Source organism: Nocardia sp. CA-135398 (assembly GCF_050955845.1).
Lineage (GTDB): Bacteria > Actinomycetota > Actinomycetes > Mycobacteriales > Mycobacteriaceae > Nocardia.
In genome coordinates, this window is record NZ_CP192084.1 from 6,801,912 (window position 1) to 6,825,344 (window position 23,433).

Here is a 23,433-nt window from a genome sequence, read left to right on the forward strand (position 1 = left end):
CTGGTCACAGGTCTACCCGCTCCAGCCGACTCTCGGTATAGGAGGCGATCTGGTCCACGATTACCCGGATCCGCGCGGTGTCGTCGGGCGCGGCGTGCCACCACGGGAGCAGCAGCGGATCCAGCCCGTGCGGCGCCGTGGCGAGCAATCGGGTCGCGACCGCCTGAATTCGCTCGCGCTGCACGGCCTGCCGCTGCTTGTGCACGAGATCGGACATGACGTAACGCAGGGCGACGGTTTTGAGCATCGCGACCTCGGCGGCGACGATCGGCGGAACCTCTAGATCTGCCGCATAGCGGGACAACGGCCCGTCCCCCGCGACTTCCCGGGTGGCCATGATCGCGGCCGTGGCGAAGCGGCCGACCAGTTCACTGGTGAGGCGCTTCAGCGCAACCGAACTCGCGATGGTGCCGTCGTAGCACGCGGCCTCGGCCACCACGGGCAGTTCGGACAGGCGCTGGGCGGCGCCGATCAGGTCGTCCACCGAGAGCGATGGGTGCTGGCCGTGCCCGAGCTCGGCCAGTGCCGCCTGTTCGGACGGATCGGCGAGCGCGCGCAATTCGATACGTCCCGCGATTACACCGTCCTCCACATCGTGTACCGAGTACGCGACATCGTCGGACCAGTCCATGATCTGGCATTCGAGGCTCTTGCGACGGTCCGGCGCATCCTTGCGCACCCATTCCAGTCGATCCAGATCGATATCGTAGGCACCGAACTTGGTGCCCGAACCTGTTCTGCCCCAGGGGTATTTGATGGCCGCGTCGAGTGCGGCGCGGGTGAGATTCAAACCCGCGCTGGTGCCGTCCGCATCCAGAACCTTCGGCTCCAGCCGGGTGAGGATGCGCAGATTCTGCGCATTGCCCTCGAATCCGCCGTACGCGTCGGCGAAGATGTCGAGGGCCTTCTCGCCATTGTGGCCGTAGGGCGGGTGACCGATATCGTGCGCCAATCCGGCCAGGTCGACCAGATCCGGATCGCAGCCGAGACCGTCGGCGATACTGCGCCCGATCTGGGCCACCTCGATCGAATGGGTCAAGCGTGTGCGCGGGGTGTCACCGTCACGCGGACCCATGACCTGGGTTTTGTCGGCGAGTCTGCGCAACGCCGCGGAGTGCAGCACGCGGGCTCGGTCGCGGGCGAATTCGGTGCGGTGACCGGTCTCGAATTCACTGCGCGGCGGGCCGAGTCCGGCGGTCTTGGCGCCCTCCACCACCATTCGCTCGCGGTCATGCTCGGTATACATCGAATCTCACTGTCCCGCTGAGTATTTGAAGTCCGATGAGAAGTGCGTGAGCTGATACCAAAGCAAAGCGCCTGTCTCCCTTGCGATTCCGTGCGCTTGGGACTCCCTGGTGTAGACGGCGGGGCCGGTCCGGGTCGGCGCGGTCCAGGCCTCCAGCCCGGCGTCGCGGGCCATGGTTCTGGTGCGCAGCGAATGCCACGGATCGCTCACCAGCACCGCCGAGGACATCTCGCGCGCGCTCATGGCGGTCGCGACGGCCTCGATGCTGCGCAGAGTATCCGAACCTGTTTCCACGGCGAGGATCCGGTCGCTCGGTATGCCGCGCTCCTCCAGATAGTTCTTGCCCGAAGCGGCCTCGGTGTACAGATCGCCCTCCTGCTTACCGCCGACGGTGATCACCTTGGGTGCGACACCGGCCTTGAACAGCTTGTAGGCCTGGTCCAGTCGCGCCTCGAAGACCGTCGACGGGGTGCCGGAGTATTGCGCGGCGCCGAGTACGACGATCGCATCCGCCTTGGTGTAGTCGTCGATTCGTGCCACCTGCCAGACCCGGAATGCGGTGCCGCCGACCAGCACCACCCCAATCAAGATCGCGCCGAGGACCAGCCGACGCGCCCAGCGCACCAGCCCGCCTCCGACACCTCGGGACGGGCCGGATCCGGTAGCCGAGGCCAGGGTCGCCGAATTCACCTCATCAAGTTTGCCAGGTCACCCACGACGAGAACGTAACCGGCGGATATCGATCGGCCATACTTACCTTCTGGTTAGTACTGAACTAATTAGTCAGTACTTGTCGAATGTGCAGCACAAATCGAGAATGAATCCGGCGCCAACCAAGCCCTCGGGCATCTCGATACTTTCAGGAGTGGGTACATGACGACATCCGTGACGGTCCTCGGGCTCGGCGCGATGGGACAGGCGCTGGCCACGGCCTTCGTGCGGGCCGGACATCCGACGACGGTCTGGAACCGCAGTGCCGGTCGGGAGGCGGAACTCGTTGCGGCAGGGGCTGAGTCGGCCCAGACCGCGGCCGAGGCGGTCGCCGCGAGCGATCTCGTGGTGGCGTGCCTGTTGGACCATCGGTCCGTGCACGAGGTACTCGATCCGGTGACCGATATCCTTGCCGGTCGCGCGCTGGTCAACCTGACCAGCACCGAGCCGCACGGATCGCGTGAACTGGCCGAATGGGCCGCGGACCACGGCATCGACTTCCTCGACGGCGGCATCATGGCCGTCCCGCCGATGATCGGCCGGCCCGGCTCGTCCGTGCTCTACAGCGGCTCCCGCCAGCTCTTCGACAACCATCGCGGCACCCTCGAATTGCTCGGCAGCGCAGAGTATTTCGGCACGGACGCCGGGCAGGCGGCACTGGTCGACTTCGCCCTGCTCGCCGGGATGTACGCCATGTTCGCGGGCTTCTATCACGGCGCCGCGATGGTTCGCGCGGTCGGCATGTCGGCCGAGGACTTCGGACAACGCGCGTCCGGCTGGATCGCGGCGATGACCGCATCACTCCCGAGGGCCGGAGCCACCATCGACTCCGGCGATTACTCGAAACCGTTCCAGCCCTTGGATTTCACCAAGGCCGCCGTGGATGCCATCGTATCGGCCAGCCGCGACGCGGGTGTGGACCTGGACGTCGTCGGCACGATCAAGAATCTCGTCGATCGCCAGGTCGCCGACGGCTACGGTGCGGCCAGCAGCGAGCGGATGTTCGAAAGCCTCAACCCGCGCGCCGCATAAGACCTACCAGCCGCGTTCGCGCCATTCGCCCAGGTGCGGGCGTTCGGCGCCGAGCGTGGTGTCGTCGCCGTGACCGGGATAGACGACGGCGTCATCCGGATAGCGTTCGAAGAGCTTGGTGGTGACGTCGGTGTAGAGGGAGTTGAAATCTCGCGGGTTGGTGGTGCGGCCGACTCCGCCCGGGAAAAGGGAGTCGCCGGTGAACAGGTGCACGCCCGGGCCGTCTACCAGGGCGAGAGCAACCGAGCCCGGCGTGTGTCCGCGCAGATGGACGACCTCGAAGGCCAGGTCGCCGATCTCGATGAGGTCGCCGTCGGCGAGTAACCGGTCGGGGCTGACCGGGAGCGGTTCGGCATCGAGTGGATGCGCGGCGGTCGGTGCGCCGGTGGCCGCGGCGACCTTTTCCAGCGCCCACCAATGGTCCCGATGCTGATGGGTGGTGACGACCAGGGCGACGCGGCCCGGCGTCTCCTGGTCGACGAGTTCGATAATGCGGTCGGCTTCGTTGGCGGCGTCGATGAGCAGTGCCGCGCCGGTGGCGGTGCACTGCACCAGATAGCAATTGTTGTCCATGCCACCGACGGACATTTTGATTATGCGGGCACCGGTGACGTCCCGCTGTTGCGGATTCGATCCAGGGGACACGTGACCGGTGTACGGCAGGTCGATCGTGATCACAGTTCGATGCTAGCCAGCTAGATTCATCCCATGTCGTCGATAGCGCCGATTCGTCGAATCCGCTGGGTTGCCGCGGTGGTCGTCAGCGTGGCGTTTCTCTGTGTCGCGCTGGCCGGTGGCACGGTCAGCGCTGAGCCACCGCTGCGGATGGGAACGTATGTCGTCGACTCGGCGCAGGCGCTCGATCAAGGACAACTCGATCGGGTAACAGCGGCGGTCGGCGACCTCTACGCCGATCAGCAAATGCGGCTCTGGGTCGTCTATGTGCACGATTTCAACGGGATGAGTCCGCAGGGGTGGGCCGATCGCACCGCGACAATGTCCGGATTCGGTGGACGTGATCTGTTGTTGGCCATTGCCACCGAGGACCGCGCGTATTGGTTCAAAGGCGAGTTGCCCAGCAGTGTCAGCGATTCGGAGTTGGACAGCGTATTGACGCGCGACGTGGAGCCCGCGCTGCACAACGGCCGATGGGCCGACGCCGGGGTCGCGATGGCCGATGGCCTGGATTCGGCGATGCGAGGTGGCGGGGTCAGCCTACGGACGCTGCTGATCGTTGCCCTGCTGATCGTGCTGATTGTCGGTGGGCTTGTGCTGTATTCGCGCAAACGGCGCGCTCAGCGTAGGCGTGCAGAGTTGGCGGCGGCACGGCGGGTGGATCCCGATAATTCCACCGCGCTTGCGGCATTGTCACTGGATGCGTTGCAGGCCCGTTCGAAGGAGGTGCTGGTCGAGATCGACAATGCGGTACGGACCAGCGCCGAGGAGCTGGAGTTGGCGACCGGTGAATTCGGCGATACCGCGGTCACCCGCTTCAGCACCGCGCTGGCGAATGCGAAATCGGCTGCTGCCAAAGCATTCTCGATCAGGCAGCAGCTCGATGACGCTGTTCCCGAGACGCCGGATCAGCAGCGCACCATGCTGGTCGATCTGATCGGCACGGTCGGGCGGGCCGATCGGGAACTCGACGCTCAGGTGGCCGAATTCGACGCGATGCGGGATCTGCTCATCGACGCGCCCGCTCGATTGGACGGGCTGACAAGGGATTTGGTCGAGTTGACCGGGCGCGCGCCGGGTTCGGAAGCCGAACTCACCCGGCTCACCACCGCGTATCCGGCCAGCGTGCTCGCCCCGATTCGAGACAACGTGACCATGGCCCGCGAGCGAATCACCTTCGCGGAGCAGAACATCGATGCCGGACGCGCTGCCCTCGCCCAGCCGGTCGGCAAACAGGGCGGTGCGGTCGCCGCGATCCGGGCCGCGGAAGGGGCCGTGGGACAGGCTCGTACGCTGCTCGACGCCGTCGACCATGCGGCGACGAATATCCAGCAGGCGAGCGACGGACTGCCCGCCATACTCGACGAACTGCGCGCCGATATCGCCACCGCGAAGGACCTGTCGGGCTATGGCGGTGTCGATCTGCACGCCGCCATCACCGCCGCGGAAACGGCCCTGACCATCGCAACCGCCACCTCGACCAGCGACCCATTGGATGCCTTCCACAACGCCGTCGCCGCCGATAACGCGTTGGACCTCGCCAATGCCGCCGCCACCGACCGCAAACTGGCCGCAGAGGACCTACAGCGCCGACTCGACCGAGCCCTCACCGATGCCCGCGCCCGGATCGGCGCGGCATCCGATTACATCAGCACCCGCCGCGGCGGCATCGACGCGCAGGCACGCACCCGTTTGTCCGAGGCGCAGCGCAATTTCGATGCGGCACAACAACTTTCCACTACCGATCCGACTCGAGCACTAGCCAGCGCACAGGCTGCCGCCGACCTGGGCGGCCGAGCATTACAAGCGGCGCAGGCCAGCGTGCGCGCCTGGGAGAACAGCCAGCCCCCATCGGGCACCGCGCAGGCGGGTGCGGTACTCGGCGGAATCCTGATCGAGGGCCTGCTGCGCGGCGCCACTCACCAACGCTCCGGCGGCTACACCCCCGCTTCATACGGCGGTTCCAGCGGATCCCGCCGCATCAGCCGGGGCGGCCGGTTCTGACGGCTGGTGCCATTGCCTGCTCTGCCCCGGCAGCTCGCCGAGCGTAGTGATATGGCGGTCGAATTCGCCGTGGGCGACCACCATTCGACTACGTTCGACGGAACCGCGGCCCGAGCAGCAAGCTATCCGGACGCGGCAGTAGCGTTCAGATTTCGAGGGTGACGCTGTGCCAGCCGGTTGGGCCGGAGGGGAACGGCGAGCGCGGGATTCCGTCTTGGATCTCGCCGGAGCGGCTGACGGCGCGGGCCTGGATCGTGTGTTCGCCTGCGGGCAGATCGACGGTGGTGCGCCAGCGGCGCCAGGCGGCGGGGGCGAGTTCGGTGCCGAGATCCACTGGGCGCCAATCGCCTTCGTCGATACGCAGCTCGACGGACTCGACGCCGTGCGGCGGCGCCCATGCGACACCGGCGATGGTGGTGCTACCGGCCGCCGCGCGGCCCGGCGCGGTGACGTCGATGCGGGCCTGTGGTGTCACCCAGATCGGTTCCGACGGCCAACCGCGCTTCCACCAGTAGTCGACGTGGCTGTCGTCGGTGAGTTCCAGTTCGGCGAGCCATTTCGCGCCGGTGTACTGGCCGTAGAGCCCGGGCACGAAGACGCGGGCGGGGAATCCGTGCTCGGGGGCGAGCGGCTCACCATTCACGCCGATCACCAGATACCCGGGCCACGCACCGGAGCGCAGCGGTTCCACCGGCAGTGAGATGGTGTATCCGTCGACGGCCCTGGTCACCAGCCGGGTCGCACCGGTTTCGGGCATCGCGTGCTCGAGCAATTCGGCCAGCGGCACCCCGTACCAGCGGCCGTTACCCGCGCGACGCTCACCGGGCCGGTTGTGCACGCACACCATGACCGCATCGAATTCCACTGCGTCCGCGGCCAATTCGGCCAGTGACAGGCGCAGCGGATGTGCGACCTTGCCGGTGACCGCCAGCCGCCAGCGCGTCGGATCGATCCGCGGTGGACTCAGATTGACGTCGGCGACATAGAAACTCCGGTTCGCGGTGATCAGTGACGACAGACCGGGCTCGTCCTCCAGCCCGTCCTGCGGCACCATCGAAATCCCACCGAGCGGGCCGACCCGGCGGATCGCATCGCGCTGTCTGCGGTCGTAGTCACGAATCAGCGCCCGCGCCCCGCCCAGTAGTCCGGCACCGGCGACCGCCCACAGCAGCGCGCCGAACGGCCGACGCGGGCGCCTGCGCAGCCCGAGACCGAGCACACTCGCGGCGGCGGCCGCACCGGCGACGGTGGCGGGTGATCGGGTCGGTCGACGGAATCCCAATGCGGCTGCGGCAGCGCCGAAAGCGGCGACAGCGGGCGTGCGCGCCTGATCGGAGAGCGCCCCGAGGCCGACCGTCGCGGCGACCGCACCGGCCCCGACACCGAGGCGCGTCACGGCCTTGTCGTGCTTACCGGACAATGCGACGGTCGTCTCGACCACCGGCACCGGCGCGGTATCGGCCATGACCCGGCCGATCGCATCGATCAGCGAATCACCGCGCGAGGCCGCGATCAACTCGCCGACGCCGAGTGCCCCGACACCGATCGCGGCGGCACCGAGCACACCCCCGCGTTTTCCGTTCGTTCGCACCGTTCGAACACCCGCTTTCCTCGATCACAACCGTGCATTCGCTACGAACCTACCGCGCCTCACTCCCGCAGCGCCTCGGTGAACCGGGCCAACAGCTCCCGCAACAGTTCGCGCTCCTTCGCACTGAAGGCGGCGGCCACCCGGCGCTCGATGGCGGCGGCCTTGGCATCGGCCTTGGCGAAGGCTTTACGACCCGCTGGGGTCAGGCGGGTTTCGAGCACACCGCGATGCCAGGGATGCGGTGTCCGTTCCACGAAACCGCGCTCCTGCAGGTTCTTCAGGACAACTGTCATCGCCTGCGGCGTCACCAGACATTCGCGGGCAAGGGCTGCGGCTGAGATGCCCGGATTCTCCGACAGCGCGTAGAGCGTGGCGTACTGCGGCACCGTAAGCGGTTTGACCGCCTCGTGTTTGACGGCCATCAGCTCCTGCTCGGCACGCTTGAGGTCCAGACCGAGCCGCTGCTCCGCGGGCAACTTCATAAGTGTCAAAGATAGCTGAACTATCAAAGCCTTGATAGTCTTCGAGGCATGGACAATCCGGTAATCCCCGAGAGCCACGCCGATTTGCTATCCCGGCCGCTGTTCGCCCATCTCGCAACGCTCAACCCGGACGGCACTCCGCAGGTTACGCCGGTGTGGCAGGTGTGGGATGGCGGACGCCTTCGCTTCACCACCACGATCGATCGACGCAAGGCCGTCAACACCAAGCAGAATCCCGAAGTCGCGGTGAGCATCAACGATCCGGACAAGCCCTACCGCTACCTCGAGGTCCGCGGCGTCATCGAGGCCATCGAACCCGATCCGAACGGTGAATTCTTCGATGTGCTCGCACGCCGCTACGACCTGCCGTATCAGCGTCCGGTCGCCGACCATCCGCGCCGGGTCGTGCTCGTCATGCGCCCGACGCACGCCACTTACCAATAGCGGCTTCAGGAATTGACGGCCTCCCCGGCTAGAGCCGTCAATTCGTCGCGCACCGCGGACACCAGCCGGTCGGCGTCGCCGCCGAGCACTCCGACCGTCAGTCGGCCCTCGAAGGTGTAGACCAGGAAGGTGATTGCCGCCGAGGCACCCGCGGACGGACGCGGATGGGCGGAGACGTAAACGATCTCGTAGTCGATGAGCGCGATATTCGCGGGGATGCGGAAGACCGGCACGGCACCGGTATTCGTCACCGCGATGTGCCCGGCCAGGGAGTGGATCCGGTTGGGGCCGAAGTAGTCCGGGAAGTGCAGCACCGACTGCTGGACGATGCCCTCGGCCAGATCGTGCCGCAATCGGGCCGAAATATGTTGGGCCAGTTCGAGAATGTCCGCGGAGAGGTCCACCGCCGTGGCGAATGAGGCCAGACCCGCCATATTGGTGCCCTCGGCACGCGCGACCGGCGGGTCGAGGCGGGTGCGCAAATCCACCGGATACAGGCAGCCGAGCGGCACCGGATCGCCGATGTCCCCGGCCCTTTCCTTGGCGAAGGCGCGCAGCAGGGCGGCGGTGATCAGCCCGTTGACGGTCACCCCCGGATAGCGCCCGCGGCCGATGATGCGGGCGCTCGCCTCCTGGTCCAAGACGATCCGCCGCGGCCGGTCCATTGCGGCGGGCGCGGGGATCGCGGGTGCGGGCGGAATGACCACCGCTTGCAGCGGCTTGGTCACGTCCTCGAAGCCGGAGACCGAGGAGCGGGCGATCCCACGCGCCGACACATGCCATTCCAGCGACTGCGGATAGTCGTGCGGCACAACGGTTGTCGTCTCGGATTCGACGTAATCGGTGTAGAAGTCCCATAGTCGGGACAGCAGTTCGACGCAGTGGCCCGCGTCGGCGATGCTGTGGTGGGCGAAAAGCGTGACCCGCGCGCGCCCCCGCTCGGAGTACACGACATCCAGGTAGGCCAGCTGTCCGGCCGGATCGATGGGATCCGGGATGCGGATGGGGTCCGGATCACCGAGACTCGCCGTCATACCGATCTCCGGGGTTTCGCCGCGTCGCAGCAGATAGCCGCGGCCGGTGGCATCCTCGCCGATCCGGCAGGTCAGCACCGGATAGGCACGCTGTAGCGAGGTGAAGGCCGCCCCCAACGCATTCGTATCGAGATCACCGACGACCGTGACCGATCGCCCGGTGTAGGTCCCCGCCCGCACGAAACGTTGTTCCGAGGCACCCAACACCCGCACCAAAACCTCCTCATCCCACAACACAAGGGTCAGCGTGCGGCAACTACAACCGGGGCGCAAACCCGAAGTCAGTCCGACTGAGAGAGACTGCCCACATGAGTCCCTCGGCACACATCGGTCTCACGGCGCATCTGGAGGAGCTGGGTTTTCCGCTGGTGGTAAGCCAGCTGGCGCATCCGACGGTGGCGGGCATCGCCAGCGGCGATCTGCCCGCACCGGTCTTCCGGTCCTGGCTCGAACAGGACTATCTGTTCCTGCTGGACTATGTGCGGGTATTCGCCCGACTGGCCTGGCAGGCACCCTCGGCCCATCTCGGCGATCTGGTGGATCTCGCGCACGCGACCTATCACGAGGAGCTGTCCCTGCACCGGTCGCTGGCCGCCGAATTCGGCGCGGATCTCGACGGCGCGACGAAGGGTGCGCCGTGCGCGGCCTACACCGCATTCCTGCTGGAGTCGGCCGCGTCCTACGCCGACGGACTGGCGGCGCTGTACCCGTGCATGTGGGGCTATTCGACCCTAGGCGCGATCCTGGCCGAGAATCCGCCGTCGGAACCGCGCTACCGACGCTGGGTCGACACCTACGCTGATCCCGGATTCGCGGCGCTCACCCGCCGCTGCGGGCAGATGCTCGATGAGGCGGGTGGCGACCCGGCGCGTGCCGAAGAGCTATTCCTGCGGGGCATGCGCCACGAATACGAATTCTGGGATGTGCCCGGCTAGGGGTGCAGCACGATCTTGCCGCGCGTGTGGCGCTGCTCCAGTTCTCGATAGGCCTCTTGGACCTTGTCGAGCGGATAGACAGCCGCGATGGGTACCTCGATGGTGCCAGCGGCGGCCAGATCGGCCAGTTCGGCAAGCACATCGATGGTGCCGGCGGCGGCGTTGCCGTCGGTCTTCACGCCGTACCTCTCGGCGGCCGCAAAGTTGATGATGGTGTCGATGCGCTCCACCGAAATGCCGAGTTCGATTGCGAGATCGACATATTCGGCACCGAAGGTATCGATGAACGCGTCGACGCCATCCGGGGCGGCCGCACGGATCCGATCGATCAGTCCCTCTCCATAGGCCACCGGAATCACCCCGACCTTGCGCAACCAATCGTGATTGACCTCGCTCGCGATGCCGAGAACCGTTGCGCCCCTTGCGCGCAGGAGTTGTACGACGATCGAGCCGACGCCACCCGCGGCTCCCGAAACCGCGACGGTATCGCCCGCTTGCGGGTCCACTGCCCGCACGGCGGCGAAAGCCGTTGTCCCGGTGACATACAACGATCCCGCGACATCCCAATCCAGTTTCCCCGGCTTGAGCGTCACCTGTTCGGCGGGCACCACCACATGGGTGGCGTGACTGGCCCGCTCCTCGGTGAATCCGAGCACCTCGGCGCCGATCTCGATCCCGCCGACGCCGGAGCCGAGCTCGACGACGCGACCCGCGAAATCGGTACCCTCACCCGAGGGAAATGTCGCTGGCCAGCGCTCGTGCATCGCGCCCGAACGGATATAACCCTCCCCCGGATTGATACCAGCCGCCACGACCTCGACGACGACCCGGCCGGGCGCCGCTTTCGGCGTCGGCACCTCGACCACCTTCAGCTCTTCGATTCCGCCATAACGATCGAACTTCACAGCTCTTGCCATATCCGGCTCCCGCCTACTCGGTGACATACGCCGTCAACCGAGTAACCCGGTCGGAAATTTCCATGCACCGACGATCTTCGAGACGCACTGCCGCCGACGGCGCCAGCCCCTAAGCTGACACCCGTGGGTGAGGAAAGGCTGCGGGCATCGGACGCAGACCGCGAGAAAATCGCCGAACAATTGCGGGTGGCGATGAACGACGGTCGGTTGTCGCTGCACGAGTACGACGATCGACTCGAACAGGTGTATGCCGCCAAGACCTATGGCGAGCTGAGTCCGCTGGTATCGGACCTGCCCGTGCCGCGCAAGGCGGTGCCCGGGGCACAACGCGTGCCGCAGTGGGTCATCATCATGTGGATTCCATGGGTCGCGGTGAACGCACTGTGCCTCACGATCTGGCTGGCAACCGGCGCGGGATACTTCTGGCCGTTCTGGGTCGCGGTGCCGTGGGGGTGCGCGCTGCTGATCCCGAGCGGGATCGGGTTGATCCTCCAGCCGAACCGGAAACCGGACCGTCGTTGAATTCGCCTGCAGCGCAGGCGATGTCGGTCCAACGAAAAACGCCCTGCCGCAGTGCGGCAGGGCGTCGACGTTATCGAAATCAGGCGCCGATCAGGTGCTGCGCCAGGTAGCCCTCGACCTTGTCCAGCGCGATCCGCTCCTGCGCCATGGAATCGCGCTCGCGAATGGTGACCGCCTGGTCTTCCAGGGTGTCGAAGTCGACGGTGATGCAGAACGGCGTGCCGATTTCGTCCTGGCGCCGATAGCGGCGGCCGATCGCGCCCGCGTCGTCGAATTCGACATTCCAGCTCTTGCGCAGCTGTGCGGCAAGGTCTTTCGCCTTCGGCGTCAGATCCGCGTTGCGCGACAACGGCAGCACCGCCGCCTTCACCGGCGCGAGCCTGCGATCCAGGCGCAGACTGATGCGCTCCTCCATCACGCCCTTGGCATTGGGCGCCTGGTCCACGGTGTAGGCGTCGACCAGGAAAGCCATCAGCGAGCGGGTCAAACCGGCCGCGGGCTCGATGACATACGGCGTGTAGCGCTCGTTGGTGGTCTGGTCGAAGTAGCTCAGGTCGTTGCCGGAATGCTCCGAATGGGTCTTCAGATCGAAGTCGGTGCGGTTGGCGATGCCCTCCAGCTCACCCCACTCATTGCCCTGGAAGCCGAAGCGGTACTCGATATCGGTGGTGCCCGCCGAGTAGTGCGACAGCTTGTCCTTCGGATGCTCGAACAGCCGCAGGTTCTCCGGGTCGATGCCCAGGTCGGTGTACCACGCGAACCGGGTGTCGATCCAGTACTTGTGCCACTGGGCGTCCTCACCCGGCTTGACGAAGAACTCCATCTCCATCTGCTCGAACTCACGGGTGCGGAAGATGAAGTTGCCGGGGGTGATTTCGTTGCGGAAGCTCTTACCGATCTGCGCGATGCCGAACGGCGGCTTCTTGCGCGCGGTGGTCATCACATTGGCGAAGTTGATGAAAATGCCCTGTGCGGTTTCCGGGCGCAGGTAGTGCAGACCCTCTTCGGACTCGACCGGGCCGAGGTAGGTCTTGAGCATCATGTTGAAGTCGCGCGGCTCGGTCCAGCGACCCACGGTGCCGCAATCCGGGCACACCACGAGCTCCATCGAGACGGAGTCCGGATCGTCGATCTTGTGCTTGATCGCGTAGGCCTCCTGCAGGTGGTCCTGCCGGTGCCGGTGGTGACAGTTCAGGCATTCGACCAGCGGATCGTTGAACACGCCGACGTGGCCGGAGGCGACCCACACCTGACGCGGCAGAATCACCGACGAGTCGAGGCCGACCACATCCTCGCGGCTGGTGACGATGGAACGCCACCACTGCTTCTTGATGTTCTCCTTGAGCTCGACACCCAGCGGACCGTAGTCCCACGCCGATTTGGTGCCGCCGTAGATCTCACCACACGGGTACACCAGACCCCGGCGCTTGGCGAGGTTGGCAACGGTGTCCACCTTCGACTTGGGTGCCACTCGAGAATTCTCCATCCACTACGAATCGGATTCGATTGCGCCGAGTCGCTCGACTCGGCTGAAGATTGCCCTCCAGCCTATCGGCACCGGCCAACCGGTTTTGCACCGCACACGCCTAGTAGGCGGCGCGCTCGTTTGACATGCGCAACTGTGCATATCAAAATGGAATCGCTTTCCAATAAGGAGTTGGTTCGATGACCGCCGAGACCGCCACCGCCCATCCGCACAACCCGTACCGATCACCCGCACCGGTGCCGGTGCCGACGCGGAGCGTCCTGGAGGACGCGGGCGAGCTGCTGCGCGCCCTCGCCGCCCCGGTGCGCATCGCCATTGTGCTGCAATTGCGCGAATCACCGCGCTGTGTGCACGAATTGGTCGATGTTCTCGGTGTCACCCAACCGCTAGTCAGCCAGCATCTGCGGATTCTGAAGTCCGCGGGCGTTGTGCACGGGGAACGCTCCGGCCGCGAAGTGCTGTACGAACTCGTCGACGACCACCTGGCGCATATCGTGGTCGATGCTGTGGCCCATGCCGAGGAAGGGTGATCGTGCCAGATAAGACGGCCTTGCCGGAGAAGCCGGTTGGCATTCGCAGTACCCGCCAGCGCAGTGCGATCGCCGCCCTGCTCGGTGATATCGAAGAGTTCCGCTCCGCGCAGGAGTTGCACGACGAGTTGCGCCGCCGCGGCGAGGGCATCGGATTGACCACCGTCTACCGCACCCTGCAGTCACTGGCCGATGCCGGACTCGTCGATGTACTGCGCATCGACACCGGCGAATCCGTCTATCGCCAGTGTTCCACCGGACACCATCACCATCTGGTCTGCCGGCACTGCGGACGTACCGTCGAGGTCGAGGGTCCTACGGTGGAGGCATGGGCCGAAACCATCGCTGGCGAACACGGATTCACCGAGGTCAGCCACACCATGGAGATCTTCGGAACCTGCTGCGAATGCGCGAAAGCGGACGCCCCCGAAGTGTGACTGCGGTCACATAGTTAACAGCGCTGGCACCGAGGAAGATTTCACTGCGAATCACATAACGTCCGGGTGTTCCGGGCGTCGCGCACTGAGATCGAAATCTTCTGGGAGGCAGCGTGCGATCGACCATTTTCGCGGCGGACAGACGCCGGAAAATAGCCACAATCGGAGCGGCCGTGCTCATCGGCAGTTCCGCCCTGCTCATGACCGCGTGCAATGACAAGGACGGCAAGCCCGGACCGACCACTACGGCGTCCGCGCCGGGCACCATCGGACAGGGTCAGCCGGGGGCGAAAAGCGGTCAATCGACCGTCCGGACTATCGGCAAGACCGGATGGTACGAGGGCTTCGACATCACGGTGGACAAGGCGACCGTGGTACCCGACGAATTCGGCGGCGCCAAGGTGCTGATCGATATCACCTACAAGAACACCACCCCCGACAACAAGACGATCAGCAATAACACCTACCTGCAGGTCGACAAGGAGGTCGACGCCGGAGCGAGCTTCGACTCGCCGACCGTGCCGGGAAAGGGTTCGGCCACCGGCAAAGTCACCACGTCGGTCAAGACACTGCACGATGCCGAGCACCTGCTCGACACCATTACCGTGATCTACGGACAGGCCTCGGATAACCAGACCAAGATTCCGCTGAAGTCCTCGGGCCAGGTCGAAGGTGTCGCGCCGAAGACGCTGAATGTCACCGGCAAATTGGTGCAGGATCAGACCACGATCGAAATCACCGGCGGCACACTGGCTCCGAGTTACACCAAGAACGAGCGCGACAAGATGGATCTCTCGTTGCGCATCAAGATCATTGGCGGACCGGGGATCTCGGCGGGCGGACTGAATGTCTTCTACGATTATTTCACTGTGAAGACCCCGGACGGCCAAACGGTTTCGGCCGATATCCGCGGGCCGATCAACGAACTGCTGAATTCCAACGAAACCATCGACAACGCGAAGAATTACGTCGTATTCGTGGTTCCGTCCCCGGCCACCGGAACCTACGTGGTGACCTACGACGCGAACAAAGGTGAGGGCAGCGCCCCGAACTTCTCCTTCACCATCTCCTGACCATCCGACGATGCAGGCCACCACTGCCGAGCAGTGGTGGCCTGCAGTCGATTTCAGGATCAGACGGCGACCGGATCGCCGGAGTGGACCGCAGTGGGTTCCGGGCTCGGACGCCGTCCGCGAAGTGCGCCGACACCCAGCAGGACCAGCGCTGCGAGAGCCCAGATCGTCAGGACCACAAGGGGTTTGGTGGCGGCGGCACCATCGAAGAAGGCAACCGAGCGCAGCAGTGAGGCGGCGGCACCCGGCGGCAGCAGTTGGCCGACGGTGCCCCACGGCTGCGGCAGCAGTTCCGGAGCCGAGGTTGCGGCCGAGAACGGGTTGCCGACCAGGAGCATGGTCAGTGCGGCGATGCCGATGCCCGCGCGGCCGACCGCGGTGGACAGGCCGACGACCGTACCGGAGACCGCGAAGGACACCAGACCGGCGACGGCGGCCAGCGTCAGGTAGGGACCGGGGACCACCGACATCCAGGCCTGAATGATCACCATGCTCAACAGCCCGCCCGTGAGGCCGAAGGTGATCAGTCCGATCGCCTTACCGCCGACCGACGGAATCAACAGGCTGAGCACGACACCCGCCGCGATTCCGGACATCACCAGCGGCAATACCATCGCACCGAAGGCGGCCCCGCGCGGATCGTCCGGATCGGCGGCCACCACATCCTCGACCGGCGTCACCGGCGCACCGGACAGCTGCTGGGCGATCGCGGTGAGCTGTTGTGCCACAACGGGACTCGCGCCGGAGGCGACCAATACACGCGGGGCGCCGCCGCCGGTGATGATGGCGCCGTAGACATCCCGGTTCTCGATCGCCGCGCGCGCCGCCGCTTCGTCGGCCGGATTGCTGATATCGAAGGCATCCGGATCGTGCTGAGTCAGCTTGTCGGCCACCACGGCGGCCTGCGGGCCGCTGACGGCGATGGGCAGATCGCGCGGGGCGATATGGGCCGCGGGCCAGGCGAAGGCGATCAACATCAATGCCTGGAGCAAGGCCGCGGCGACACCGACACCGACCGCCCGCTGGATGGTATTCATGACGTTCTCCCGAAAATCGAATGACCGTTCTCTTTCGATGTGGATACCGTCGCACGGCCCATCGCGCTTGTCAAGAACGAGCATTCGTTTTACTTTGGAGCCATGCCCCGAGTCAGCGAAGAACACCTGGAACGTCGCAGGCGGCAGATACTCGACGCCGCGCAGCTCTGTTTTGCCCGCAAGGGTTTCTACGAGACCTCGATGCAGGACATCTTCACCGAATCGGGCCTGTCGGCCGGGGCGGTCTACCGCTACTTCAAGGGCAAGAACGACATCATCGCCGCGCTGGCCACCGATACCACGGTCGAGCTACGCGCCACCATGACCAGGGCGATCCGGTCCGATCCGCTGCCGACCCCGGCCCAGGTTCTCCGGATCGTCGCCGAGTACATGGTCGCGCACAGCGGTCCGGACGGTCATGTTCGGCTCGCGCCACAGGCGTGGGCGCTGGCGTTGGTGGACAACGAGGCGGCCCAATACGTCAAGTCCGCCGTGCTCGCGATGCGCGACCGGTGGACCGAGTACACCGAGCGCATGGTTCAGGTCGGCTGGCTACCGCCCGATACCGATGTGCACGCGGTCGCGACCGCGATTATCGGCCTGGTGCCGGGATTCATGTTGCAGCACTTGCTCGTCGGCGATCTGGACCCGGAAACCTTGGCACGCGGCGTGGCGACGCTGCTGCCCTATGGCGAGCCTGCCGTCCAACCGGTCGATTCCTAGACGTCGCGGTTTTCAGAGCCAGCCGAGACGTTCGGCGGCACGGACGGCTTCGGCGCGGGTGCGGGTGCCGGTTTTGCCGATGGCGGCGGAAAGGTGGTTGCGGACGGTGCCTTCGGACAGGTGCAGTTGTTTGGCGATGGCGCCCGCGGTGGCACCGTCGGCCGCGGCCGCGAGGACCTCGCGTTCGCGGGCGGTCAGTGGCGAGGTGCCGACGGTCAAGGTTTCGGTGGCAAGGGCGGGATCGACAACACGCAAGCCCATATGGACTCGACGCACCGCATCCGCGAGCTCGCGGGCGGGAGTGTCCTTCACGACGAATCCGCTTGCGCCAGCATCGATTGCGCGCCGCAGATAGCCGGGGCGGCCGAAGGTCGTGACCATGAGGACACGGACATCCGGATGGGCGGTATGCAGTTGCGCCGCGACTGCGATGCCGTCCATACCGGGCATTTCCACATCGAGCAGCACCACATCTGGTGTGTTGCGCGCGACCGCGTCCAAGACTTCGTCACCGCGACCGACCTCCGCGACGACCTCCAGATCGGACTCGAGGCCGAGCAGTGCGGCGAGTGCGCCGCGGACGAGTGCCTGGTCGTCGGCGAGGAGCAGGCGGATCATGCTAGGTGGTCCTTCGTCGATGGGAATGCGAGTGCACTTTCGGCCCAGTCGTGGCAGAAGTTGCGCGGAAAGCGCACCCCCCTTTTCGGATCACTTGGACACCGTTGCCCGCACACGTACACCTCCCTCGGACGACGACAGCGTCAATGTTCCCCCGGCGGCTCGTACCCGTTCACGCAGGCCGGACAGTCCGGACCCGGATTCGCCGGTCCCCAGCCCGCGACCGTCGTCGACTACCTCGATGCTCGTATCGGTCACCGTGACCGTGCAGTGTCGTGCGGCACTGTGCCGGATCACATTGGTGACCGCCTCACGCAGCACCCAACCGAACAATTCACTGTGGGGCGTGTCAGGGACGGAATCCGGCAGCGTGGCATCGATATCGGCAGCCGCCAATGCGGTCCGCGCATTGGCCAATTCACCGCGCAGCGATACCTCACGCAGACCACCGACGGTATCGCGCACCCCGGCCAGCGCCTCGCGCGCCAACCGCTCGACATCGGCCATCTCGGCCTTCGCCCGCATCAGATCCACGTCGATAAGGCGTTGCGCGAGTTCGGTCTTCACGGTGATCACGGTCAGTGAATGGCCGAGGATATCGTGCACGTCGCGCGCGACCCGGTTGCGCTCCTCGACGATCGCGAGTTCGGCCTGCTGCCGCCGGGCCAGCTCGGCCAACCGCTCGCCGCGCAGGCCCAGCTGCCTGGCCACCCAGATCAGGGCGGGTACGAACGACACGTAGAACGGCACCCCGGACAGCCTCGGCAGCAGCACCGGCACGAGCAACATCGCGAGCGTCACCGTGAACGCGACATAGCCGGATTCGCGCGAGGGCATATGAAAGATCGCGATCACGCCGATGAAGATCAAGGTCGGCAGCGCGACCGCGCCGAGCAATGCCATCAACCCGACGCTGCACGCTGTCATACCGACGAGCACCGGCCACATGCGCCGATCGATCGGACGTTCCACCCATCGGCTGGTGCCATAGGCCCGCCGGAAGACAATGAAGGAACCGACGATCAGCGCCGCGAACGCGAAAAGTGTCGCGGTCGCAAGACTCGCCGTCGGCTGATCCGCATCCCGCCAGCGCTGGATGATCGGTCCGATCATGTACGACAGCCAGATGACCGACATGAACCCGCCGAACCATCCACGCCGCTTCATGTTCGCCCCGATGCCGCCGTCCCGCACCACCAGATCGAGTAATTCGGCTACCGCGCCACGCCGCAGCACGGACTTCACACTCATCGGCACTCCCGCATCGCCGGCGCGCACCCGTAAGTCCGCCCCCAGTTGCGCGCGCAGTGGTCGATCACAAGTGTCGACGCTACCGAACGGGCAGCAGCGGGAACTCCTGGCAGTGCGCAAAACACTCGCACGGCATAGCCGCCCACCCTTGGCGATATGCGGCTGATGGTGCCGGGTGGTTCAGCGGGCGGTGTCACGGCGGAACAGGGTGGCGGCGCCGAGGACGAAGATCGTGGCCCACGCGATGACATTGAGGATGGCCAGGGCGATGGATCCTGCGCTGGTGTCGCCGAAGGGCATGCGCGACAAGGTGGCGACGCCGTTGGTGGGGAAGATCTTGGAGATCGTTTCGAACCAGCCGTGCAGCGGCATGAACAGGCCGCCGGCGAAGGACAAGCCCGCGAGGACGGGGCCGAGTAGCTGCATGACATTTTCCGAGGGCAGCAGGTAGCCGACGAACAGGCCGAAGGCCGCGAAGACCAGTGAGCAGATCCATGCGAGCAGGAAGCAGCTCACCCAGGCGGTGACCGTCAGGTGGGCACCGAATATTCCGCCGATGACGAAGACCGCGGCGACCGAAACCAAGCCCAGCACCATCGCGACCGCAACCTTGGTCGCGATGTAAGCGACGGGACGCAGTGGGGTGAGTCGCAATTGGCGACTCCAGCCCTGTGCGCGTTCGATCGCGACCATCGCGCCGCCGCTGGTGGTGGCCAGCATCGCGCCGTACACCGCCATCGACACCATCACATAGCCGGTCACATTGCCCGAGCCGAAAGGCTCAGTCCGGTAATCGGATTGCAGTCCGAAGATGACGAAGAACAGCGGCGGCATGACCAGCGTGAAGATCATGGTGCGGCGATTGCGCAGCATGCGGCGCAGTTCCAGGCGCAGGAAGCCGAGACTGAAGCCGCCGAGCGGGAGACGCGTCGAAACGGCTTGTGGGGCAGGGGTGGTCATATCAGTTGTCTCCGGTCGTGAGCGCAAGGAATGCGGATTCGAGGTTGTGCGAGGTGATTTCCAGATCGACCGCAGTGGTCTCGGTGAGCAGATAGCGCGCGATGGCGTCGGAATCCTTGGTGTGCAAGATGATTCGGTCGCCACGCAGCTCGACATCGTCGATGCCGGGGACCGCGAGCAGCCGGGCCGGATCGGCACCCGGCAAGGTCGCGCTGACAGCTCGTCCCGCGGCCAGGTTCTTGATCTCGGCGGCACTGCCATCCGCGACCACCCGGCCCGCGCGCACCAGCACGATCCGGTCCGCGTATGCGTCGGCCTCATCGAGATAGTGGGTGGCGAACAGGACGGTGCGGCCGCGATCGGAGTCCTCGCGCATCGCATTCCAGAACTCGCGGCGACCTTCCACATCCATGCCGGTGGTCGGTTCGTCGAGCACGATCAGGTCCGGATTCGGCAGCAGTGCGAGCGCGAAGCGCAGGCGCTGCTTCTGCCCGCCCGAGCATTTGCCGACCAGCCGTCCGCCGATATCGGCGATACCGGCGCGCGCGAGCACCTCATCGACCGCCCGCGGATGCGCGTGCAGCGTGGCCACCAGTCGCACGGTCTCGGCGACGGTCAGATCGGGCAATAGCCCGCCGGATTGCATGACCGCCGAAATGCGGCCTGCCGCAAGCGCTTCCGCCGGTGAGCCGCCGAAAACCCGCACGCTGCCGAAGTCCGGCGTAGCCAGCCCGAGCAGCATATCGATGGTGGTGGTCTTACCCGCGCCATTGGGGCCGAGGAAGGCGACGATCTCGCCCGGCGCGACCACCAGGTCGAGTCCGTCGACGGCATGCACCTCGCCGCCGCCGGGGAGTCGGAAGCTCTTGCGCAGGTCGCGTAATTCGATTGCCCGGTGCCTGCCCGAGCCGCCCGCCGCGGCGAAGACCGCGGTGGATGTCAGTGCCGATGTCATGACTCAACGGTCACGCAAACCGGGGTCCGATACTTCGCACGAGTGTCACGAACCGGCCATGACATCTGTCATGCGGTCAGCGGTTCAAGGCAGCAGTCCCTGCCTTGCCTTACCCGCGCCGGAGAGCACGAGCAGCAGCATGGTAGCCAGTGCCTGATCGTCCAGACCGGCGGCCGGGAAGGTATAGCGCAACATGACATCGGCTTGGTTGCCGCGGGTGATCAGCGTGATCGAACCGAATTGGAGCGCGCTGTTGCGCTCGGCGACTCGCTTGTGCAACTGCGGCTTGAGCGGTCGGTCCCAGGCCAGCACGCAGGTCAGCGTCAGCACATCCAGGCCGGGTGCCAGCGTCACCGCGCGCAGCGAGCACAGCGCGCCCTCGTATTCGAAGCCGATCGAACCCTCCGAATCGACGCGCACATCGACGTCATAGAGCGATAGGCAGGCGCCCGCGCGGGCCTGTAGCTCTTGTTCGGGGGTGACTGCTGCGTCCATCTCGGTGCCGCCGTTCATTTGCTGCCGCCGCTCACTTGGTCCCCCCGAAGCGGCGGTCACGCGAAGCGTACTGGAGACAGGCCTCCCACAAGTTGCGCCTGTCGAAATCGGGAAACAGCGTGTCCTGGTAGACGTATTCGGCATAGGCCGACTGCCAGATGAGGAAGTTCGAACTGCGGAATTCACCGGAGGGGCGCAGGAACAGATCGACGTCCGGCATATCCGGCTCATCCAGGTATTTGGCGACCGTCGCCTCGGTCACCCGCTCCGGATCGATCTCGCCCGCGGCCACGCGACGCGCGATTTCCCTTGCCGCATCGGCGATTTCGGCGCGCCCGCCGTAGTTGACGCACATGGTGAGGGTCATCACCGTGTTGTCCTTGGTCAGCTCCTGCGCGGTCTCGAGTTCGTTGATCACGCTGCGCCACAGGCGCGGTCGCCGCCCCGCCCAGCGCACCCGCACACCCATTTCGTGCATCTCGTCGCGGCGGCGGCGAATGACATCCCGGTTGAACCCCATCAGGAAGCGCACCTCCTCCGGGCTGCGCCGCCAGTTCTCGGTGGAGAAGGCGTAGGCCGAGAGCCACTTCACACCGATCTCGATACAGCCCTCGACGGTGTCCATCAGGACCGCCTCGCCGCGCTCGTGTCCCGCGGTGCGCGGCAGCCCGCGCTCCTGCGCCCAACGACCGTTACCGTCCATCACCAGCGCCACGTGATTGGGCACCAACTCCGGCGGCAATTCCGGCGGCGTCGCCCCCGATGGATGCGGCGACGGCGGACGGATGGTGCGTTCGGCACCCGACCGTGCGCTGGTCGACCTGGTCGGCGCGGCAGAGTCTCGACGGAGGATCACGCCAACTATCCTGCCTGATGGTTGTGGAGAGATTGTGCCGAGGTCAGCCCAAGTGGGCGGCGTTCGGGGCGGACCCGTTCGAGTCCTCCGAATGGCCAGAGAAATAGTCGCTCACCCAACCCACCCGAGCGCCGGAACACGGAGCCGTCAGCCCACCTGCCCAGCGGTCACCGACTCCGCGGTGGAGCGCTCGATCAGCGGCAGGGTGCGCAGCTGACGTTCCAGGTGCCATTGCAGGTGCGCCGCGACCAAGCCGCTGGCCTGCCTGCGGATCTGATCGGGAACCTGCTCGACGTAATCCCACTCGCCCTTCAGCAGGGCGATCAGCAGGTCGAGCACGCCAGGGGCCGGGGTGGCCGAACCGGGTGGGCGGCAGTGCACGCAGACCGCGCCACCGGCGGCGACGTGGAAGGCGCGATGCGGGCCGGGTGTCGCGCAGCGCGCGCATTCGTCCAGTGCGGGAGCCCAACCGGCAAAACCCATGGCGCGCAACAGGTATGCGTCGAGGATGAGCTCGTGCGGGCGCTGTTTGGCGGCGATCGCCCGCAGCGCGCTCGCGGTCAATGCGTGCAGCCTCGGTGCGGGTGCGCGCTCCTCACCGGCCAGCCGCTCCGCGGTCTCCAGTACCGCGCAGGCCGTGGTGTAGCGGCCATAGTCGTCGACGATATCGGCGGCGAACGCCTCCATGGTGTGCACCTGGGTGACCGTGTCGAGATTGCGCCCCGGATGCAGTTGCACATCCACATACGCGAACGGCTCCAACCGCGCACCGAACCGCGACTTGGTCCGCCGCACCCCCTTGGCCACCGCCCGCACCAACCCGTGCTGCCGCGTCAACAACGTGACAATGCGATCCGCCTCCCCCAGCTTGTGCTGGCGAACCACAACCGCCTCGTCTCTGTACAACCGCACACGGTCATCCTCCCACGAACCCCCGACCCCGACCCCCGACACGGCCATCGGGGCGTGCTTTATCTGCGACCTTGTCGCGGGTGTGCCCGGGTCGGAGCACGAGATCGTCTTCGATGACGGCGTGCATATCGCATTTCTCGGGCGATATCCGACGATGTACGGGCACGTTCTGGTGGCACCGAAGGCGCATATCGTGCATGTGGTTCGCGACTTCGAACAGGATGCGTACCTGCGATTGCAGGCGGTGCTGCATCGTGTCGCGTGCGCTGTCGAAGCCGTCGTGCCGTCCGAGCGCACCTATCTGCTCTCGCTGGGCAGCCAGCAGGGGAATGCGCATGTGCACTGGCATGTGCAGCCGCTCACTCCCGGCACGCCGTATGAGCATCAGCAGTTTCATGCGTTGATGGCCGAGAACGGGGTGATTCCTTGGTCGGATGCGGAGGCAGCGGAGTTGGGCGGGCGGTTGCGGGCCGAACTCGGCTCCGGAATGTAGATGCGTGGTTATGA

26 protein-coding genes are annotated in these 23,433 nt (G+C 65.9%); 10 read left to right on the plus strand and 16 right to left on the minus strand.

Going from position 1 to position 23,433, the window contains the following annotated elements:
- Positions 1–4: 4 nt before the first annotated feature.
- Both ACQP1T_RS30255 and ACQP1T_RS30260 read right to left on the minus strand, forming a co-directional pair.
- On the minus strand, positions 5–1,246 hold the full coding sequence (locus ACQP1T_RS30255) for a deoxyguanosinetriphosphate triphosphohydrolase (RefSeq protein WP_433756438.1): 1,242 nt from the start codon (positions 1,244–1,246) through the stop codon (positions 5–7).
- A 6-nt stretch (positions 1,247–1,252) separates the two neighbouring features.
- Positions 1,253–1,936 (minus strand): YdcF family protein, encoded by a 684-nt coding sequence (locus tag ACQP1T_RS30260; protein ID WP_433756439.1) that lies wholly within the window; start codon positions 1,934–1,936, stop codon positions 1,253–1,255.
- Positions 1,937–2,119: 183 nt separating this feature from the next.
- On the opposite strand from ACQP1T_RS30260, the gene ACQP1T_RS30265 reads away from it, so the two are divergent.
- Positions 2,120–2,989 (plus strand): NAD(P)-dependent oxidoreductase, encoded by an 870-nt coding sequence (locus tag ACQP1T_RS30265; protein WP_433756440.1) that lies wholly within the window; start codon positions 2,120–2,122, stop codon positions 2,987–2,989.
- Positions 2,990–2,992: 3 nt separating this feature from the next.
- On the opposite strand, the gene ACQP1T_RS30270 is transcribed toward ACQP1T_RS30265, so the two are convergent.
- Positions 2,993–3,667: an MBL fold metallo-hydrolase gene (locus tag ACQP1T_RS30270; protein WP_433756441.1), complete on the minus strand. Its 675-nt coding sequence runs from the start codon at positions 3,665–3,667 to the stop codon at positions 2,993–2,995.
- Positions 3,668–3,697: 30 nt separating this feature from the next.
- Between ACQP1T_RS30270 and ACQP1T_RS30275 the strand changes: the two genes are divergently transcribed.
- On the plus strand, positions 3,698–5,668 hold the full coding sequence (locus ACQP1T_RS30275; protein WP_433756442.1) for a TPM domain-containing protein: 1,971 nt from the start codon (positions 3,698–3,700) through the stop codon (positions 5,666–5,668).
- Between the two features lie 145 nt (positions 5,669–5,813).
- Here the strand turns inward: ACQP1T_RS30275 and ACQP1T_RS30280 are convergent, their stop codons facing one another.
- Together ACQP1T_RS30280 and ACQP1T_RS30285 are read right to left on the minus strand one after the other, a co-directional pair.
- A complete protein-coding gene (locus ACQP1T_RS30280) occupies positions 5,814–7,259 on the minus strand; it encodes a molybdopterin-dependent oxidoreductase (protein ID WP_433756443.1) in 1,446 nt (481 codons plus the stop codon).
- Positions 7,260–7,318: 59 nt separating this feature from the next.
- The gene (locus ACQP1T_RS30285; protein WP_433756444.1) at positions 7,319–7,741 is read right to left on the minus strand and encodes a MarR family winged helix-turn-helix transcriptional regulator; all 423 of its coding nucleotides are present in this window, start codon (positions 7,739–7,741) and stop codon (positions 7,319–7,321) included.
- Positions 7,742–7,789: 48 nt separating this feature from the next.
- Between ACQP1T_RS30285 and ACQP1T_RS30290 the strand changes: the two genes are divergently transcribed.
- Positions 7,790–8,185, plus strand: a complete 396-nt coding sequence (locus ACQP1T_RS30290; protein WP_062991210.1) for a PPOX class F420-dependent oxidoreductase — start codon at positions 7,790–7,792, stop codon at positions 8,183–8,185.
- 5 nt (positions 8,186–8,190) lie between these two features.
- Here the strand turns inward: ACQP1T_RS30290 and ACQP1T_RS30295 are convergent, their stop codons facing one another.
- Positions 8,191–9,432: a phthiocerol/phthiodiolone dimycocerosyl transferase family protein gene (locus ACQP1T_RS30295; protein WP_433756445.1), complete on the minus strand. Its 1,242-nt coding sequence runs from the start codon at positions 9,430–9,432 to the stop codon at positions 8,191–8,193.
- 95 nt (positions 9,433–9,527) lie between these two features.
- Between ACQP1T_RS30295 and ACQP1T_RS30300 the strand changes: the two genes are divergently transcribed.
- Positions 9,528–10,154, plus strand: coding sequence for a TenA family protein (locus tag ACQP1T_RS30300; RefSeq protein ID WP_433756446.1), 627 nt, complete (start codon positions 9,528–9,530; stop codon positions 10,152–10,154).
- On the opposite strand, the gene ACQP1T_RS30305 is transcribed toward ACQP1T_RS30300, so the two are convergent.
- Positions 10,151–11,071, minus strand: a complete 921-nt coding sequence (locus ACQP1T_RS30305) for an NADP-dependent oxidoreductase (RefSeq protein WP_433756447.1) — start codon at positions 11,069–11,071, stop codon at positions 10,151–10,153. The genes ACQP1T_RS30300 and ACQP1T_RS30305 overlap by 4 nt on opposite strands.
- Before the next feature lie 123 nt (positions 11,072–11,194).
- On the opposite strand from ACQP1T_RS30305, the gene ACQP1T_RS30310 reads away from it, so the two are divergent.
- Positions 11,195–11,593, plus strand: coding sequence for a DUF1707 domain-containing protein (locus tag ACQP1T_RS30310; protein WP_433756448.1), 399 nt, complete (start codon positions 11,195–11,197; stop codon positions 11,591–11,593).
- Positions 11,594–11,672: 79 nt separating this feature from the next.
- Here ACQP1T_RS30310 and ACQP1T_RS30315 read toward each other — a convergent pair whose 3' ends face one another.
- Positions 11,673–13,064 carry a glycine--tRNA ligase gene (locus ACQP1T_RS30315; RefSeq protein WP_433756449.1) on the minus strand — a complete coding sequence of 464 codons (1,392 nt, stop codon included), beginning with the start codon at positions 13,062–13,064 and terminating at the stop codon, positions 11,673–11,675.
- 194 nt (positions 13,065–13,258) lie between these two features.
- Here ACQP1T_RS30315 and ACQP1T_RS30320 point away from each other — a divergent pair, with 194 nt between their 5' ends.
- The 3 genes from ACQP1T_RS30320 (at position 13,259) to ACQP1T_RS30330 (ending at position 15,119) form a co-directional block, all read left to right on the plus strand.
- A complete protein-coding gene (locus tag ACQP1T_RS30320) occupies positions 13,259–13,609 on the plus strand; it encodes an ArsR/SmtB family transcription factor (protein WP_062991218.1) in 351 nt (116 codons plus the stop codon).
- Between the two features lie 2 nt (positions 13,610–13,611).
- Positions 13,612–14,046 carry a Fur family transcriptional regulator gene (locus ACQP1T_RS30325; RefSeq protein ID WP_433756450.1) on the plus strand — a complete coding sequence of 145 codons (435 nt, stop codon included), beginning with the start codon at positions 13,612–13,614 and terminating at the stop codon, positions 14,044–14,046.
- 173 nt (positions 14,047–14,219) lie between these two features.
- A complete protein-coding gene (locus tag ACQP1T_RS30330; RefSeq protein ID WP_433756451.1) occupies positions 14,220–15,119 on the plus strand; it encodes a hypothetical protein in 900 nt (299 codons plus the stop codon).
- A gap of 59 nt (positions 15,120–15,178) precedes the next feature.
- Here the strand turns inward: ACQP1T_RS30330 and ACQP1T_RS30335 are convergent, their stop codons facing one another.
- Entirely contained in the window at positions 15,179–16,156 is a 978-nt protein-coding gene (locus tag ACQP1T_RS30335; protein ID WP_433756452.1) for a hypothetical protein, read from the minus strand.
- A 102-nt stretch (positions 16,157–16,258) separates the two neighbouring features.
- Between ACQP1T_RS30335 and ACQP1T_RS30340 the strand changes: the two genes are divergently transcribed.
- Complete coding sequence (locus ACQP1T_RS30340; RefSeq protein WP_433756453.1) at positions 16,259–16,879, plus strand: TetR/AcrR family transcriptional regulator; 621 nt, start codon at positions 16,259–16,261, stop codon at positions 16,877–16,879.
- Between the two features lie 12 nt (positions 16,880–16,891).
- On the opposite strand, the gene ACQP1T_RS30345 is transcribed toward ACQP1T_RS30340, so the two are convergent.
- The 7 genes from ACQP1T_RS30345 to recO all read right to left on the minus strand — a co-directional run bounded on the left by ACQP1T_RS30345 (position 16,892) and on the right by recO (position 22,926).
- Positions 16,892–17,497, minus strand: a complete 606-nt coding sequence (locus tag ACQP1T_RS30345; protein ID WP_433756454.1) for a response regulator — start codon at positions 17,495–17,497, stop codon at positions 16,892–16,894.
- A 90-nt stretch (positions 17,498–17,587) separates the two neighbouring features.
- Complete coding sequence (locus ACQP1T_RS30350; protein WP_433756455.1) at positions 17,588–18,748, minus strand: sensor histidine kinase; 1,161 nt, start codon at positions 18,746–18,748, stop codon at positions 17,588–17,590.
- 180 nt (positions 18,749–18,928) lie between these two features.
- A complete protein-coding gene (locus ACQP1T_RS30355; protein ID WP_433756456.1) occupies positions 18,929–19,708 on the minus strand; it encodes an ABC transporter permease in 780 nt (259 codons plus the stop codon).
- 1 nt (position 19,709) lies between these two features.
- Positions 19,710–20,663 carry an ABC transporter ATP-binding protein gene (locus ACQP1T_RS30360; RefSeq protein WP_433756457.1) on the minus strand — a complete coding sequence of 318 codons (954 nt, stop codon included), beginning with the start codon at positions 20,661–20,663 and terminating at the stop codon, positions 19,710–19,712.
- Between the two features lie 84 nt (positions 20,664–20,747).
- Positions 20,748–21,158 (minus strand): YbjN domain-containing protein, encoded by a 411-nt coding sequence (locus tag ACQP1T_RS30365; RefSeq protein ID WP_433756458.1) that lies wholly within the window; start codon positions 21,156–21,158, stop codon positions 20,748–20,750.
- Between the two features lie 31 nt (positions 21,159–21,189).
- Entirely contained in the window at positions 21,190–22,011 is an 822-nt protein-coding gene (locus tag ACQP1T_RS30370; protein ID WP_433762425.1) for an isoprenyl transferase, read from the minus strand.
- A 150-nt stretch (positions 22,012–22,161) separates the two neighbouring features.
- Positions 22,162–22,926: a DNA repair protein RecO gene (gene recO, locus ACQP1T_RS30375; protein WP_433756459.1), complete on the minus strand. Its 765-nt coding sequence runs from the start codon at positions 22,924–22,926 to the stop codon at positions 22,162–22,164.
- An 82-nt stretch (positions 22,927–23,008) separates the two neighbouring features.
- Between recO and ACQP1T_RS30380 the strand changes: the two genes are divergently transcribed.
- A complete protein-coding gene (locus ACQP1T_RS30380) occupies positions 23,009–23,419 on the plus strand; it encodes an HIT family protein (protein ID WP_433756460.1) in 411 nt (136 codons plus the stop codon).
- Positions 23,420–23,433 lie beyond the last annotated feature (14 nt).

Excerpts from the sequence above, each read along its gene's own strand:
- ACQP1T_RS30255 (WP_433756438.1), bottom strand. The coding sequence starts at position 1,246 with ATGTATACCGAGCATGACCGCGAGCGAATGGTGGTGGAGGGCGCCAAG.
- ACQP1T_RS30265 (WP_433756440.1), top strand. The coding sequence starts at position 2,120 with ATGACGACATCCGTGACGGTCCTCGGGCTCGGCGCGATGGGACAGGCG.
- ACQP1T_RS30275 (WP_433756442.1), top strand. The coding sequence starts at position 3,698 with ATGTCGTCGATAGCGCCGATTCGTCGAATCCGCTGGGTTGCCGCGGTG.
- ACQP1T_RS30285 (WP_433756444.1), bottom strand. The coding sequence starts at position 7,741 with ATGAAGTTGCCCGCGGAGCAGCGGCTCGGTCTGGACCTCAAGCGTGCC.
- ACQP1T_RS30290 (WP_062991210.1), top strand. The coding sequence starts at position 7,790 with ATGGACAATCCGGTAATCCCCGAGAGCCACGCCGATTTGCTATCCCGG.
- ACQP1T_RS30300 (WP_433756446.1), top strand. The coding sequence starts at position 9,528 with ATGAGTCCCTCGGCACACATCGGTCTCACGGCGCATCTGGAGGAGCTG.
- ACQP1T_RS30305 (WP_433756447.1), bottom strand. The coding sequence starts at position 11,071 with ATGGCAAGAGCTGTGAAGTTCGATCGTTATGGCGGAATCGAAGAGCTG.
- ACQP1T_RS30320 (WP_062991218.1), top strand. The coding sequence starts at position 13,259 with ATGACCGCCGAGACCGCCACCGCCCATCCGCACAACCCGTACCGATCA.
- ACQP1T_RS30335 (WP_433756452.1), bottom strand. The coding sequence starts at position 16,156 with ATGAATACCATCCAGCGGGCGGTCGGTGTCGGTGTCGCCGCGGCCTTG.
- ACQP1T_RS30340 (WP_433756453.1), top strand. The coding sequence starts at position 16,259 with ATGCCCCGAGTCAGCGAAGAACACCTGGAACGTCGCAGGCGGCAGATA.
- ACQP1T_RS30345 (WP_433756454.1), bottom strand. The coding sequence starts at position 17,497 with ATGATCCGCCTGCTCCTCGCCGACGACCAGGCACTCGTCCGCGGCGCA.
- ACQP1T_RS30350 (WP_433756455.1), bottom strand. The coding sequence starts at position 18,748 with ATGAGTGTGAAGTCCGTGCTGCGGCGTGGCGCGGTAGCCGAATTACTC.
- ACQP1T_RS30355 (WP_433756456.1), bottom strand. The coding sequence starts at position 19,708 with ATGACCACCCCTGCCCCACAAGCCGTTTCGACGCGTCTCCCGCTCGGC.
- ACQP1T_RS30360 (WP_433756457.1), bottom strand. The coding sequence starts at position 20,663 with ATGACATCGGCACTGACATCCACCGCGGTCTTCGCCGCGGCGGGCGGC.
- ACQP1T_RS30365 (WP_433756458.1), bottom strand. The coding sequence starts at position 21,158 with ATGGACGCAGCAGTCACCCCCGAACAAGAGCTACAGGCCCGCGCGGGC.